This is a genomic window from Myxococcus sp. MH1, from assembly GCF_059738865.1.
In genome coordinates, this window is the sequence record NZ_AP026947.1 from 9,512,272 (window position 1) to 9,526,810 (window position 14,539).

A 14,539-nucleotide genomic window follows, 5' to 3' on the forward strand; every position below is an offset into this window, starting at 1 on the left:
CGACCTCCCCACGGGCAGTCCCGACGCCCGGATCTACCCGACGCCCGGCGACCACACTCCCGCACCGGGAGACACATGTAATCCAGAAACCAAAGCAAGCCAACTGATGGTGCGTTCCACGGAATGTCAGACGGCGGGAGCAGGATGCGCCCCGGCTCACGCCTCACCCACCTGGAATCCCATCGACAATGCAGACACTTCCTCAGTCCCCCCGACTGGCGAGCGTGTTGCTCGCCTCCCTCGTCGTCACGCTGTTCGCCTGCGGCCGCGAAGATGACGCCGGCCTCGCTCCGGTGAAGGACCCGTGGCAGTCCCCCGGGATGGAGCTGGAGCCCGGCTGTGGAGAGACCGACGCCGGCCCCGCCACCGACGCCGGCCCCTCCGAGCCCGACGCCGGACCTCCTGAACCCGACGCCGGCTCCGCCCTCTGTGGCGACGCCATCAAGCACCCCTCCGAGGAGTGCGACGACGGCAACTACAACCTGGGCGATGGCTGCACGCCCCTGTGCAAGCGCGAGCCCCGCTGCCTCAACGGCAGCTGCGAGGCCCGCTGCGGCGACGGCCGGCTCGAGCCCAACGCCTCCGAGGCCTGTGACGACGGCAACACCGTGGCCCACGACGGGTGCTCGCCGACGTGCCAGCTCGAGCCGGGCTTCCTCTGCCAGGTCCTCGAGGCGCCGCCCCCTTCCGCGCTGGAGCTTCCCATCGTCTACCGTGACTTCCGCGGCTACGACCTGCCCGCCACGGGCGGCCTGCCGCGCGGCCACATCGACTTCCAGAACAAGAACGGCAGTGAGCGGGGCATCGTGGCCTCCACCCTGGGCCCCGACAACAAGCCCGTCTACGCGAAGGTCGGGGTGAGCTCGCTGACGACGCATGGCCAGTACGCGTTCGACCAGTGGTTCCGTGACGTGCCCAACGTCAACCTGCCGCTCGTCGGCAACCTGCAGCTCACGCGGACGCCTGACAACGAGTACCTCTACGACAACGCGTTCTTCTTCCCGCTCGACAACGCGGGGTGGGTCGCGGCGGGCCAGGAGCCCCTGCGCAACGACTACGGCGCCCCCGCGCGGCCGCGCAACTTCAGCTTCACCAGCGAGACGCGCCACTGGTTCCAGTACAACGGCACCGAGGTCATCCGCTTCCGGGGAGATGACGACGTCTGGGTGTTCGTCAACGGCCGGCTCGCGCTGGACCTGGGCGGCATCCATGGCCCCGAGACGGGCAGCGTCAGCCTGGCCGCGCTCGCCACCCCGCTGGGATTGAACGTGGGCGGCGTCTACCAGCTCGCCGTGTTCCAGGCGGAGCGTCACACCACCGGCTCCTCCTACCGGCTGGGCCTCCAGAACTTCCACTACCCCCGCCAGTACACCGCGTGCATCCCCCACCCCCAGCTCCTGTGCGGCAACGGCACGGTGGACCCGGGTGAGCAGTGCGACGACGGCGTCAACGACGGCGGCTATGGCCAGTGCGCCGCGGGCTGCATCTTCGGGCCTCGCTGCGGGGACGGCGTCGTGCAGCTCTCCTCGGGAGAGCAGTGCGACGACGGCAACCTGAACAGCCAGGACGGCTGCAGCGCGTACTGCCAGCTCGAGCTGTTCTGAGTCCCGACGCCGCCGCTTCCGAGGCACTCATTCCTCGGAAGCGGTGGCGTGAAGTGCCTCAGCGCACCCAGGACACGTTGGTGACGGTGAACTTCGAGCCGTCCGTCTTCTCGACGTTCGTGTAGGGCAGGTACACGCGCGACGAGAAGGTGTTCGCGGCGGTGTCGATTTCGATGAGCCGCGTCGGGTTCGAGGACCCGTCGTGGTAGGTGGTCAGCATCTGATGGATGGTGTTGCCCTGCGTGCCCGTCACCGCGCGGTAGGCGTGCGTGCCCACGTGCCCGGAGAAGATGAACCGCACGTTGGGGTACAGCTTGAGCGCGTTGTCGAACACGTACTGGGGGCTGTTGTTGCCGTAGCCGCCGTTGCCCTGTTCGATGGCGCCGCCGCTGTTCTGGTGGGAGTGCGTCAGCACGATGACGTTGTGGTTCGGGTGCTGCGCGAGCACGTTCCGGGCCCACGTCACCGCGTCCGTGCGCGCCCACAGCTCCAGGCTGAGCACCAGCCAGTTCAGCCCGCCCGCCGAGAAGGTGTGGAAGGAATTGTCGCTCTTGCCCGCCTCGAACACGCCGCCCAGCCGGGTGAAGCGCGACGGCGGGAAGTAGGTGTTGAACGTGGTGGTGTTGCGCAGGTTGGCGTTCACGTTGCCGGGGCACGCGCTGCCGCCCGGGCAGGTGGCCGCGGTGTCGTGGTTGCCGATGGCGATGGCGTAGGGAATCCCCGCCGCGTCCAGCTTCTGGAAGGCGTTGCCCGCGCGGACGTACTGGATGTGGTCCGGCGTGTCCCAGTTGGCCATGTCGCCCGTGTGGCCCACGAAGCGGATGTCCAGCGCGGCCTTGTTGTCCGCGAGCCACTGCATGCGGTGGTCGATGAGCGTGGAGCTGGAGACGACCTCGTTCTGGGTATCCGGGACGATGACCAGCGTGAACTTCGTGTCCACCGGCTGCGGCGTCGCGGGGGCCACGTGGAAGCGGATGCCCTGGTCCACCCAGCCCGCCGCGCTGAGCGCCGCGCGCTCCTGGGCGGTGATGGCGAAGCGGTGCTTCCTCAGCGTGTCGTTCGCGTAGCGGTAGACGGGCACCAGGCACGGCGAGGCCGTCGCCGACGCGAAGAAGCCCACGCCCTCGTCGGTGGTGAAGCCGCCCTGCGTCACCAGCTGCTGCTTCTCCGCCGCGTCGATGGTCCAGAAGTGCTCGGTCCGACTCGGGCTGTAGATGCGATACACGGGCGACAGCCCCGTCCCCGTGATTCCCGAGGCCCGGAACGCCACGCCCCGGTCCTCCGTGTAGCCGTACGTCGTTCCCGCGTTCGTCGCCTCATTGGCGTTCAGCGTGTAGAGGCTGTCGCCATTGCTCGGCCGGATGCGGTGATACACGGGCGAACCCAGCGCGGCGCAGTCGAGCGCCGCCTCGCTGGACGCTGTCCCGGCGGGCTCCACGGGCGCGCCACCACCACACGCCCACAGCCCCGCCACCAGCGCCAAGGACCCCACGACTCTCCATGAACCCATGATGTCTCCTCTCGAAGGAACACGACTCGCTGCTCCTCGAAAGCCTCTTCGACCCGATTGACCCAGGCAATGACTTGATTCCTGGTCAATCCAAACATCGATGGCAAACAGGCCAAAACCGGACACGAGACATAGACGCAACACGGTTGCATCAACAATCCTCACATGACATAACGCCCGTACCTCGAAGGCGCGTGAGCGCTCCGCCCTTCGCACCTCCCCGGGAACAGTCATGCATCCAAGACCCCTCCATCTGGCATTCCTGGCCGTCACGGCCGTCCTCATGGTGAGCTGCGGCTCCTCGGACGAGCCCGGGCCCGACGAGACCGCTGAGTGCAGCGGCCACGGCCACCTGCACGGCGACCACTGTCACTGCGACGAGGGCTACGTCGCGGACGGCCTCACGTGTGTCGTCGCCGGGGAGCCCGTCATCGAGTGCGGAGGCCACGGCCATCTGCACGGCGACCACTGCCACTGCGACGAAGGTTACACCGAGCAGAACGGCACCTGCGTCGTCGCCCCCGAGCCGGGCCTCGACTGCGGCGAGCACGGCCATGCACACGGGGACCACTGCCACTGTGACGAAGGCTACGTCGAGCAGGAGGGCACGTGTGTCGCGGCCCCCGTGACGGGGCCGGACTGTGGCGAGCACGGCCACGCGCACGGCGACCACTGCCACTGCGACGAAGGCTACGAGGAGAAGGAAGGCACCTGCGTGCCCCAGACGGAGCCAGTGCTCGACTGCGGCGAGCACGGCCACAGCCACGGCGACCACTGCCACTGTGACGCGGGCTACGTGGAGGTGAACGGCACCTGTGTCCCCGAGCAGCCGAACCCCGTGCTGCCCACGTACACCATCGTCCCCATCATGTACCCCTCGGGCAGCGGCAGCTTCGCGCTGGAGCTGAACGACGCGGGGCAGGTGGTGGGCAACGTGCGCTCGACGGTCATCACCGGCACGCCGCCGCCGCTCATCGCCTACCGCTGGAGCGAGGAGAGCATCACCGAGCTCGGCATCCTCCCGGGCAGCAACAACTTCAGCCGTGCGTACGGCCTCAACGCGAGCGGCGTGGTGGTGGGCGAGAGCGACAACAACACGCCCCGCGCCTTCCGCTGGGAGAACGGCGTGATGACCGACCTGGGCACGCTCGGCGGCGCGTCCGCGGTGGCGACCGGCATCAACGACAGCGGCGTCATCGTCGGCGGCGCGTCCAACGGCACCACCAGCCGCGCGTTCCGCTGGGTGGACGGGACGATGACGGAGCTGGGCTCGCTGGATGGCCAGGGCAACACGCTGGCCCGCGCGTGGGACATCAACAACGCGGGTGACGTGGTGGGGTCCTCGAAGAACGCGCAGGGCGTCACGCGCGCCACGCTCTGGACGGCCCAGGGCCAGCTGGTCAACGTCGGCGCGCTGGACGTGAGCCTCGCGAGCCAGGCCTACGCGGTGAACGAGTCTCGGCAGGTGGTGGGCTCCGCCGTCATCGGCGCCACGTCGGGCGGCTCGCCCATCTACAACGCCTTCACCTGGAGCGACGGCACCGTCCGGAGCCTGGGCACCCTGTCGAGCCAGCCCACCGCCATCCACAGCGAGGCGAAGGCCATCAACGCGTCGGGCTGGATTGTCGGCTACGTGGGCCAGTACCACGGCAACGCGTCGCTGGGCACCGCCGCCGCCGTGCTCTGGGTCGACGAGCGCATCCACGACCTCAACACGCTGATTCCCGCGGACAGCGGCTGGACGCTCCTGTCCGCCGAGGGCATCAACACCCGCGGCGACATCGTCGGCTTCGGCCGCTTCAACGGCACCAGCACCGCCTTCAAGCTCGTGCGCCAGTAGCCCCCGACACAACACCGCGCCCCGTCCGACGACACACGCCGGGCGGGGCGCATGCGCGTCAGAGTTCCTCGGCCACCGGGGCGATGCGCGCGAGCACACCCGGCCAGCCGGGCTTCATCCCCTCGAAGGCGCGCCGTCCCATCGGCGAGTCCAGGTCGAAGCCCTCGTGCGTCAGCTCCAGCCGCGTCCCCGTGCCCTCCGACACCAGCGTCCAGGTGATGGTGGTGTTCAGCGCGAACTGGATGCGGAACAGCCGCTCGGGCTCCACGGCGAGCACCTCGCAGCGCTGCTTGCCCCACTGTCCCATGTCCATCTCGAAGCGGTGGCCCACCTCGGCGCGGATGTCTCCCGGGGCCCACCAGCGCGCCACGAGCGCGGGCTCGGTGAGCGCGCGCCACACCTTCGCCGGTGGCTGCGAATAGACATGGCTGACCCGAATCACTCCGGCGTCCTTCATGAAGCGTCCTCCTCGTCGAGAAGCTGTTCCAGGTCGCCGAGCCGCTGCTTCCAGTAGCGCTCGAACGTCTCCAGCCAGCCGCCGACCTCGGACAGCGGACGCGGGTCCAGGTGGTAGAAGCGCTCGCGCCCCCGAGGCTCCTCACGCACGAGGCTCGCCTTGCGCAAGACCTGAAGGTGCTCCGAGACCGCCGGCCGCCCCACGTCGAAGTGACTCGCCAGGTCCCCCACCTTGCGAGGCCCCTTGCGCAGCTGCACCAGAATCTCGCGCCTCACCGGATTGGCGAGCGCGGAGAAGACATCGACCTTCTGCATGCGCGAAGCAATACGTCGGAAACTTCCGACGCGTCAACTTCTTCCGACACATCGCCCTCGCAGGCCCGACGTGCGTCGGCTCAGGTCACCAGGGCGCGATTCGCCACAGGAGCGCCTCCTGGTTCCACGTCTCCCCTTCACCCTCGCGCAGCCAGCCCGAGGCGACCAGCCCCTGTCCCGGCATCGCCGCGAGCCCCGTCACCGCGAGCGTGCACTGGCCGCTCGGACACTCGCGCGCCCGCAGCACGCGCCGCGCCTGGTCCGAGCCGTCCATGGGATAGCGCGTGAGCACGTCGCCACAGGCCACGGAGACGGCGCCCGTCTCGTCCACCGCCGCGGCCACGCCCTCCTGGGCCTCCTCGCCGCACTCGGGCTGCTTCAGCCAGCGAACCTCGCCCTCCGCGCCCACGGCGAGCACGAACGGCCCCTGCGTCCCCAGCGACGTGCCGCCCCACACGAGCAGCCCCGCGAAGTCGCCCGCCACCGAGACGCCGCCCTGCGGCCCCACCGCCACCGCCGTCACCCGGCCCTTGGCCCCTGGCAGCTCTCGACCCCACACCAGCTTCCCCGCCTCATCGAACTCCAGCACCACGAAGCCGCGACGGCCCTTCGCGCCGAAGGACTCGCCGTCCACCTCCAGCGTGTCCTCGAGCTGCCCGGCGAGCACCACGCGCCCCGACGGCGCCAGCGCCACCGCGTGCAGCGCCGTCTCCTCGCCCGTCCCGGTGAAGCGCCGCGTCCAGCGCACCGAGCCGTCCGCCGCGTAGTGCGTCAGCACCGGGTCCTTCAGCGCCCCCACCCACTCCTCACCCGCCACCACCACGCCGCCGTCCGCGTCCGCCACCACCGACTGGGCCTTCTGCCCCACGCGCTGCTGCCACGTCGGCTCGCCGTCCTCGGAGAAGCGCACCAGGAAGCCGTCCTGCGCCGGGCCCAGCCCGAAGTTCGCCGGGTACAGGAACGCGTTGCCCGTGAGGAACACCGCGCCGTCCGGCCCCGGTGACGCCGCCACGCGCAAATCCGACAGGCGCTCGCGGGGGAACTCCCGCGTCCAGCGCGGCGTCCCATCCGCCGCGTACCGCCCCAGCACCACCCCCAGCCGCTCCCCGGCCACCGGCTCGCGGTCCGCGTCCTGCCGGGGCGTCTGCGACACCACCAGCACCACGTCCCCGTCGCGCCCCACGGCGACGCCGGTCCCCGAGTCGTCCTGGGGCCCACCCACCCGGGCCTCCCAGGGCACCTGCGCGCCCTCGCCCTCGGAGGGCGGCCGGGTGCCCGACTTCGGCGGCGTGCCCGAGCCCGAGTTGTCCCCGTCCGTGCCGGGCGCGGCCTCCTCCCCGGGGGGCTCCGGGCTGCCCGGCTCCGAGCCACACGCCAGCCCCACGCCCCACAGGAGGGCCAGCGGCGCGAGCCACCTCCAGCCCTGGAACCAACGCCCCGCTCGCTCTGACCGCATGCGTGCTCCCCGAGCCGCCGCCGTCCTTCGCGAGCCGGCTCTCCGGAGACGGTAAGCAGCGTGTCCGGGACGTGGCATTCCCCCTGCCCCTCGGGGGGAGACACCCGCCCGGGGGGCGTGCAGGCGACTGGGGGCCTCGGGGCCCCGTCCCCCGAGTGTGTGACAGCGGAATAGGCCCCCACTCCAACGGTTGCCACCGCACGACTCGGCCGCTCGGAAGGAGGAAACCGTTGGTCCGGGCGCCGCCCGCGAATTAAGAGACTCCTTCCATGGAAAGCGCCGCCCCCGCCCCACGTCCCGTGCCCGATGCCTCGAGCGACGACCTCCGCGCAGTCGAGGAGCTTGCCCAGGCCCGTAACGCCATCGTCGCTCAAATCGAGAAGCGCGTCGTCGGGCAGCGCGAGGTGGTGGAGCACCTGCTCATCTCGCTCTTCAGCCGGGGCCACTGCCTGTTCGTCGGCGTGCCGGGCCTGGCCAAGACGCTGCTCATCTCCACCCTGGCGGACGTGCTGAACCTGTCCTTCAACCGCATCCAGTTCACCCCGGACCTGATGCCCTCGGACATCACCGGCACGGACATCCTGGAGGAGGACCGCACCACCGGCCGGCGCAACTTCCGCTTCGTGCAGGGCCCCCTGTTCGCCAACATCATCCTGGCCGACGAGGTGAACCGCACGCCGCCCAAGACGCAGGCCGCGCTGCTGCAGGCCATGCAGGAGTACCGCATCACCGCCGGCGGCCGCACGTATCCGCTGGCCCCGCCCTTCCTCGTCTTCGCCACGCAGAACCCCATCGAGCAGGAGGGCACCTACCCCCTGCCCGAGGCGCAGCTGGATCGGTTCATGTTCCTGGTGGACGTGGGCTACCCCACCGCCGAGGAGGAGATTCAAATCGTCAAGAGCACCACCGGCGGCGAGCAGCCGACGCTCGAGAAGATTCTGTCGCCCGAGCGCATCGTCGCGCTCCAGGACCTGGTGCGGCGCGTGCCGGTGCCGGACCACGTGGTGCGCTTCGCGGTGGAGCTGGTGCGCAACACCCGGCCCAAGGAAGCAGGCGTGCCGGACTTCGTGGCGAAGAACGTGTCGTGGGGCGCGGGCCCTCGCGCCAGCCAGTACCTGGTGCTCGCGGCCAAGGCGCGCGCGATTCTCCACGGGCGCTTCGTGGCGACGGTGGAGGACGTGCGCGCGCTGGCGCGTCCCGTGCTGCGCCACCGCGTGCTGCCCAACTTCACCGCGGAGAGCGAGGGAATCACGTCCGTGAAGCTCGTGGACCAGCTCCTCACGGTGGTGAAGGGCTAGCGCCGCGTGCTGCTCGATGCCCAGACGCTGGCCCGCCTCAAGGGCGTGAAGCTGCGTGCCCGCGCGGTGATGGAGGGGGTGCTGTCCGGCCTCCACAAGAGCCCCCATCAGGGGCAGAGCGTGGAGTTCGCCGAGCACAAGGAGTACGCGCCCGGCGACGAGCTGCGCCACCTGGATTGGAAGGCGTACGGCAAGTTCGACAAGTACTACGTCAAGCGCTTCGAGCACGAGACGAACCTGCGCGCGGTGATGGTGGTGGATGCGTCCGCCTCCATGGGCTACCAGAGCGGCGCCCTGTCCAAGCTGGAGGTGGCGACGACGCTCGCGGGCGCGCTGTCGTACCTGCTGGTGCGTCAGCAGGACGCGGCGGGCCTGGCGCTGCTCACCGGCGGCAAGTGGAAGGACGTGCCCCCGCGCGCGTCCGCGGGCCACCTGAACGTGCTGCTCGACACGCTGGATGCGACGGCGGCCGGCGGCACCACGGATCTGGGCAGCGCGGCGGACCACCTGGCGGAGGTGCTGCCCCGGCGCTCCACCGTCATCGTCCTGTCGGATTTGCTCGACGAGAAGCAGGACGCGCTCAAGCGGGTGCTGGCGCTCAGGCAGCGCAAGAACGACGTGTCGCTGTTCCACGTCGTGGACCCGGCGGAGCTGACGTTCCCCTTCGATGACCCCACGCTCTTCATGGACATGGAGGGCGAGGGCCGCATCGAGGTGAACCCGCGTGAAATCAAGGAGAGCTACCTGGAGGAGTTCCACGCCTTCCTGGCGAACGTGAAGGCGTCGTGCGCGGAGGCGGACGTGGACTACGAGCTGGTGCGCACGGACGAGAAGCTGGACGACGTGCTGCTGCGGTACCTGGCGCGGCGCGGGAGGCGCGGGTGACGTTCGGCAATCCGTGGATGCTGCTGGGCGCGCTGGGCGCCCTCATCCCCCTGCTGGTGCACCTGTTCGACCGACGCAGGCCGCGTCCCCATCCGTTCGGTCCGCTGGCCTTCGTGTTGAGAAGCCAGAAGCGCACCGCCAGCCGCCTCAAGTTGAAGCGCCTGCTCCTGTACGTGCTGCGCACGCTCATCCTGCTGGCCATCCCCATCGCGCTCGCCAGGCCGGAGCTGACGCGCGACGCGCAGGCCGCGCAGGTGGTGAAGGGCCCGGCCGCGACGGCCATCATCCTGGACGCGTCCCTGTCCATGCGCTGGTCGGACGGCACGTCGCTCTTCGAGCGGGGCCGGGACGAGGCGCGCGACGCGCTGAGGGACCTGCTGCCCGAGGAGCCCGCCACGGTGGTGGTGTGCACGGGCTCGCCCGCGCCGCCGCCGCCTCCGGGGTTCGACCGGGCCCGGCTGCGCGCGCTCGTGGACGAGGCGAAGCCGACGTACGGCGGGGCGGACCTGTCGCGCTGCATGGACCTGGCGGCGCGCTCGCTGGAAGAGAACCCGATGCCGGCCAAGCGGCTGGTGGTGGTCTCCGACATGGCGGCCACGGCGTTCCGGCTGGAGGCCCCGCCGCCCACGGTGAAGGGGCCCACGGGCGCGCCGGTGAAGCCGGAGGTGGTGCTGCGCGACGTGGCCGAGGGCAAGGAGACGCTCGCCAACCACGCCATCGTCGACCTCAAGGTGGAGCCCGCGCTGCAGGCCGGCCCGCGCGCGTTCCAGTTCACCTTCACGGTGCGCAACTTCGGGACGGAGGCAGTCAAGGATTTGGAGGCCGCGGTGCGCACGGGCGAGACGACGCTGGCCAAGGGCTTCGTCGACGTGCCCGCCGGTGGCACCACGCAGAAGGCGCTCACGGTGCGCTTCCCGCAGGGCGGCACGGTGGTGGGCCAGGTGACGCTCGCGCCGGACGCGCTGGCGGAGGATGACCGACGGGCGTTCGTGCTGCCGGTGCCCCGCGCGCTCAAGGCGCTGGTGGTGAACGGCGCGCCGCACGCGACGCGCTACCGGGACGAAGCCTTCTTCGTGGACGCGGCGCTGACGGCGCCGGGCTCTCCGGTGGAGGTGGCCGTGCGCGACGCGGAGGTGGGGCTGCGCGAGGACTTCTCCACGTACGACCTGGTGCTGCTGCTCAACGTGGCGGCGCCGAACGCGGAGGAGGCGGCGCGGCTGTCCACCTTCGTGGAGAACGGCGGCGGCCTGTTCGTCAGCATGGGCGACCGGGTGAACACGGAGGACTACAACCAGAAGCTGGGCGCGGTGCTGCCCCGGCCGCTGCGCGTGCTGCGCACCAGCGCGGAGCGCGACACGGACCCGGAGGCGGAGACGAAGGCGGCGCGGCTGGCGCAGGTGAACCAGGAGCACGTGCTCTTCTCGCCCTTCACCGGGCGCGCCGAGGAGGGCCTCGTGGGCGCACGTTTCTACCGCTACATGCTGCTGGAGGCGGACAACCCCACGTCTCCTGGTGCGAGCCAGGTGCTGGCCACGTACGAGGACGGAGCTCCCGCGGTCGCGGTGATGCGCAAGGGCAAGGGCCGCGTGGCGCTGTTCACCAGCACGGTGGACCGCGACTGGAGCGACTTCGCCATCCGCACCAGCTTCCTGCCGCTGATGCAGCGCTTCGCGGCGTACCTCACCGGCTCGCTGGAGGAGCGCGAGGAGGTGCGCGTACGCGTGGGTGAGCTGGCGAGCTTGCGTCCGGAGGGCTCGCAGAAGGTGACGGCGGTGAAGGCGCCGGACGGCTCGGAGCTGCCGCTGAAGGAGCAGACGGAGGGCTCCGTCGTGGCGGGGCCGGTGCTGGAGCCGGGGGCGTACTCGGTGCTGGGCGCGGAGGGGAAGATGGTGCCCGCGCTGTCCTTCGCGGCGACGCTGGACCCGGCCGAGAGCGACTTGACGCGCGTGCCGCAGGAGACGCTCACCGCGTACTTCGGCGAGGAGACGGTGAAGGCGTCCAGCGGCGACGAGGACCGACCTTCGGTGCCGCTGTGGACGTGGCTCATCCTGGCCGCGTGCGTGGCGTTCTTCTTCGAGGGCACGCTGCTGCGCAAATAGACTTCGGGGCCATGATGCCCGGCCCCGACGTCGTCATCGCCTGTCCTCACTGTGGAGCGCCGCACCTGCTCCGCTCACTCGCCACCGGCAACACGCTGGGCATCGCGGGCTGGACGGATGGCTGGTGCGAGGAGCCGCCGATGGCGCTGCGCCCCCCGGTCTTCTCCCGCTGTGCTTCGTGTCACGCGCTGTTCCGGGCCGCCGGGTCACGTCGACTGGGAGAGCTCACGGAGCGCACCGTGCCTCACGAGGAGCCCGTCACCCGCGTCACGCTCGCCCACGCGGGCGGGCGCCGCGCCGAGGCGATGCACCTCTTGAGTCGTGAGCTGGGCAAGTCTCCGACCGAGGCCCGGCGGATGCTCGACAAGCTCCCAGCGCCGCTGGGGGCGTGGGCTGAGGACGTGGCGGGACGACTGGCCAGGCGCCTGGTGGAGCTGGGCGCGCGCGTCTCGCTGGAGTCCACGACAGCGCAGTCGACGCGCTCGTTGCTCCCGCGCGAGTGGAAGGAGGCGCCCAGGTTGGAGCACCCGTCCGAGGCGGAGCTCCAGTTCGTCCTGCGGGAGAACCTGCTGCGGCCCCCCGCGTGGGAGTGGGAGGCGCGCCAGCACCTGTGGTGGATGAGCAACGCGCCCCATCACCAGGGCGCATCCTGGCGAAGCCCCTGGAGGCGCACGCGGGCGGTGCTCAGCAACCTGCATGTACTGGCCCACCTCGTGACCTCGGACTCGGACGAGAATCGGCTGCTGCGGGTGGAGGCCTTTCGCGAGCTGGAGAAGCGGGACGAGGCCCTCGCGCTCCTGGACTCGGCGCCCTTCCCCGCGTACCTGGTGTACATCGCGGACTTCCTGCGGGGACAGCTGCGCGAGTTCGACTTCGAGGTGCGCAGGCTCCCGCCGCCTCCGGCTTGAGCGCCGTTACTTCACGCGCTCAATCTTGTGCTTGCGGCCCTTGATGCGGCCCTCGCTCAAGCGCTGGAAGGCGATGCGGGACACGCGCCGGGCGACGGCGACGTAGGCGATGTGGTCCTGGATCTCAATCTTGCCCACGTCCGTCGCGGCGAACCCGCCCGCCTCGCCCGTCAGCGCGCCGAGGATGTCGCCCGGCCGCATCTTGTCCTTGCGACCGGCAGAGATGTAGAGCGTCTCCCACTCGGAGCCGAGCGCGCCGGGCTTCATGAAGGTCTCCTCCAGCGCGGCCTGGTCGCCCGTCTCCAGCTTCACGCCGAGGGCCTGTTCGATCTCCTCCACCTTGCGCTCGTCGCGCGGCGTCACCAGCGCGATGGCGAGGCCCGTGCGGCCCGCGCGTCCGGTGCGGCCGATGCGGTGCACGTACGGCTCGGGCTGGAAGGGCATGTCGAAGTTGACGACGGCGTCGAGCGCCTCCACGTCGATGCCTCGCCCCGCCACGTCCGTGGCCACCAGCACGCGCGTGCTGAGGTTGCGGAACTTCGCCATGACGCGGTCTCTCTCGAACTGCTCCAGGTCGCCCTGCAGCCCGTCCACGCTGACGCCCGCGTCGGAGAGCGACTTCGTCAGCTCCACCACCGTCGCCTTGTGGTTGCAGAAGACGATGGCGGACGCCGGCATGTGGCGGTGGAGGACCTTGAGCAGCATCGCCGGCTTGTCCTCCGGCGCGGAGTTGTAGCGAAGCTGGCGGATGGGCGGCGCGGCCTCGGTGTCCTCCACCGTCACGCGCACCGGCTCCTTCTGGAACGCGCGGCTCAGGGCCGCGATGTCCGGCGGGAAGGTCGCGGAGAAGAGCACCGTCTGCCGGCGCGACGGCATGGCGCCGAGGATGCGCTCCATGTCCTCGCGGAAGCCCATGTCGAGCATCCGGTCCGCCTCGTCCAGCACCACCGTGGCCACCCCACGGGTGTCCAGCGCGTCGCGGTCCAGCACGTCGATGATTCGGCCAGGGGTGCCCACCGCGATGTGAGCGCCCTTCTCCAGCGCCTCCAGCTGCGGGCGGATGGGCTGGCCACCCGCGAGCACCAGCACCTGGAGCCCCGGGAGCCTGCGGCCCAGCTTGCGGATTTCGCCCGCCACCTGCGCGCACAGCTCGCGCGTGGGGCACAGCACCAGCGACTGGACCCGACGGTCCTGGAGCCGCACCTGACGCAAGAGGGGCAGCGCGAAGGCGGCGGTCTTGCCGCTGCCCGTGCGGGCCTGGCCGACCAGGTCCTTGCCCTGGAGCAGCACGGGGATGCTCTGCGCCTGGATGGGCGTGGCGGACTGGAAGCCGAGCTCCCCCAGGACCTGGAGCAGCGGAGGAGACAGCGCGAGCGTGGCGAAATCCATCAGGGCCTCGATTGAACGGAGGCGCGGAAGGTGCCTCGGAGCATCAGCGCGCCCTTGTAGCAGTCGCCCGGGGTGGAACAAGCCCCCCGCGTCAGTGCACCGTGGGACGACGGCGTGGGCGCCGCCTGGCCGGACGCCGCCGTTGCTTCTCCAGGTAGTCCTTCAGGACGACGGCGCTGTTGTGGTCCTCGTCGCGCGCGCTGTACAGCAGCGTCACGTCGCCCTGGCGGGCCGCCTCGAGGAGGGGCGCGAGCGCCTCGTCGTGAGAGGAGAGCTCCCGGGCATAGCGGCGCTGGAACTCCTTCCAGCGCGCCGGCTCATGGCCATACCACTTGCGCAGCTCCGTGCTCGGCGCCACGTCCTTGAGCCAGCCGTCGAGCTCGAGCCGGGTCTTCTTGATGCCCCGGGGCCACAGCCGCTCCACGAGGAAGCGAGCGCCGTCCGAGTCCCCGGGCTCCAGATGGTGATACACGCGCGCGAGCTGAATCATGGCCTGCCTGCCCCCTGGGTCGATGGGTGGCCCTGTCTCACGGGCCTCTTCGGGCAAGGTGGAGAGCCCGTGCGCGGACCGGTAGCGGAAGCCCTGGCGGCTCGCCCAGGGCATGACGTCCCATGTCATGGCCGTGGCCCCGAACGCACGCGCGTCCCCGGAGAACGCGCCAGACACCGGCTCGCGGTGCGGACACCGTGGCACACGAGCCGGGCAAGCCCTGGCTCGTCGCTTGCTCTGCCGTCCGGACAGGCCACGGCTCCACCTTCCGACCCGCACACCTCCGAGA

The 14,539-nt window shown here is 70.7% G+C and carries 12 protein-coding genes; 6 read left to right on the forward strand and 6 right to left on the reverse strand.

Going from position 1 to position 14,539, the window contains the following annotated elements; translation table 11 throughout:
- Positions 1–188: 188 nt before the first annotated feature.
- Positions 189–1,604, forward strand: a complete 1,416-nt coding sequence (locus AC6JA9_RS37535; RefSeq protein WP_497958583.1) for a fibro-slime domain-containing protein — start codon at positions 189–191, stop codon at positions 1,602–1,604.
- A 58-nt stretch (positions 1,605–1,662) separates the two neighbouring features.
- On the opposite strand, the gene AC6JA9_RS37540 is transcribed toward AC6JA9_RS37535, so the two are convergent.
- Positions 1,663–3,114, reverse strand: coding sequence for a metallophosphoesterase (locus AC6JA9_RS37540; RefSeq protein ID WP_497958584.1), 1,452 nt, complete (start codon positions 3,112–3,114; stop codon positions 1,663–1,665).
- A gap of 232 nt (positions 3,115–3,346) precedes the next feature.
- On the opposite strand from AC6JA9_RS37540, the gene AC6JA9_RS37545 reads away from it, so the two are divergent.
- The gene (locus tag AC6JA9_RS37545) at positions 3,347–4,954 is read left to right on the forward strand and encodes a DUF3466 family protein (protein WP_223782705.1); all 1,608 of its coding nucleotides are present in this window, start codon (positions 3,347–3,349) and stop codon (positions 4,952–4,954) included.
- A gap of 58 nt (positions 4,955–5,012) precedes the next feature.
- On the opposite strand, the gene AC6JA9_RS37550 is transcribed toward AC6JA9_RS37545, so the two are convergent.
- From AC6JA9_RS37550 to AC6JA9_RS37560, 3 genes are all read right to left on the reverse strand, one after another.
- Positions 5,013–5,411 (reverse strand): SRPBCC family protein, encoded by a 399-nt coding sequence (locus tag AC6JA9_RS37550; RefSeq protein WP_223782706.1) that lies wholly within the window; start codon positions 5,409–5,411, stop codon positions 5,013–5,015.
- Entirely contained in the window at positions 5,408–5,725 is a 318-nt protein-coding gene (locus AC6JA9_RS37555) for an ArsR/SmtB family transcription factor (protein ID WP_223782707.1), read from the reverse strand. The genes AC6JA9_RS37550 and AC6JA9_RS37555 overlap by 4 nt, the downstream gene beginning before the upstream one ends.
- 85 nt (positions 5,726–5,810) lie before the next feature.
- Positions 5,811–7,181, reverse strand: coding sequence for a hypothetical protein (locus tag AC6JA9_RS37560; RefSeq protein WP_223750776.1), 1,371 nt, complete (start codon positions 7,179–7,181; stop codon positions 5,811–5,813).
- Between the two features lie 269 nt (positions 7,182–7,450).
- Between AC6JA9_RS37560 and AC6JA9_RS37565 the strand changes: the two genes are divergently transcribed.
- The 4 genes from AC6JA9_RS37565 to AC6JA9_RS37580 are packed head-to-tail and all read left to right on the forward strand — an operon-like array spanning position 7,451 to position 12,371.
- The gene (locus AC6JA9_RS37565; RefSeq protein WP_223750775.1) at positions 7,451–8,479 is read left to right on the forward strand and encodes an AAA family ATPase; all 1,029 of its coding nucleotides are present in this window, start codon (positions 7,451–7,453) and stop codon (positions 8,477–8,479) included.
- Positions 8,480–8,485: 6 nt separating this feature from the next.
- Positions 8,486–9,364 carry a DUF58 domain-containing protein gene (locus AC6JA9_RS37570; RefSeq protein WP_046716420.1) on the forward strand — a complete coding sequence of 293 codons (879 nt, stop codon included), beginning with the start codon at positions 8,486–8,488 and terminating at the stop codon, positions 9,362–9,364.
- A complete protein-coding gene (locus AC6JA9_RS37575; RefSeq protein WP_497958585.1) occupies positions 9,361–11,463 on the forward strand; it encodes a BatA domain-containing protein in 2,103 nt (700 codons plus the stop codon). Before AC6JA9_RS37570 ends, AC6JA9_RS37575 begins: the two co-directional genes overlap by 4 nt.
- An 11-nt stretch (positions 11,464–11,474) precedes the next feature.
- Positions 11,475–12,371: a hypothetical protein gene (locus AC6JA9_RS37580; RefSeq protein WP_223782709.1), complete on the forward strand. Its 897-nt coding sequence runs from the start codon at positions 11,475–11,477 to the stop codon at positions 12,369–12,371.
- Positions 12,372–12,377: 6 nt separating this feature from the next.
- Here the strand turns inward: AC6JA9_RS37580 and dbpA are convergent, their stop codons facing one another.
- Together dbpA and AC6JA9_RS37590 are read right to left on the reverse strand one after the other, a co-directional pair.
- Entirely contained in the window at positions 12,378–13,760 is a 1,383-nt protein-coding gene (gene dbpA, locus AC6JA9_RS37585) for an ATP-dependent RNA helicase DbpA (protein ID WP_223782710.1), read from the reverse strand.
- 91 nt (positions 13,761–13,851) lie between these two features.
- Positions 13,852–14,250 (reverse strand): DUF488 domain-containing protein, encoded by a 399-nt coding sequence (locus AC6JA9_RS37590; RefSeq protein WP_223782711.1) that lies wholly within the window; start codon positions 14,248–14,250, stop codon positions 13,852–13,854.
- Positions 14,251–14,539: the final 289 nt, after the last annotated feature.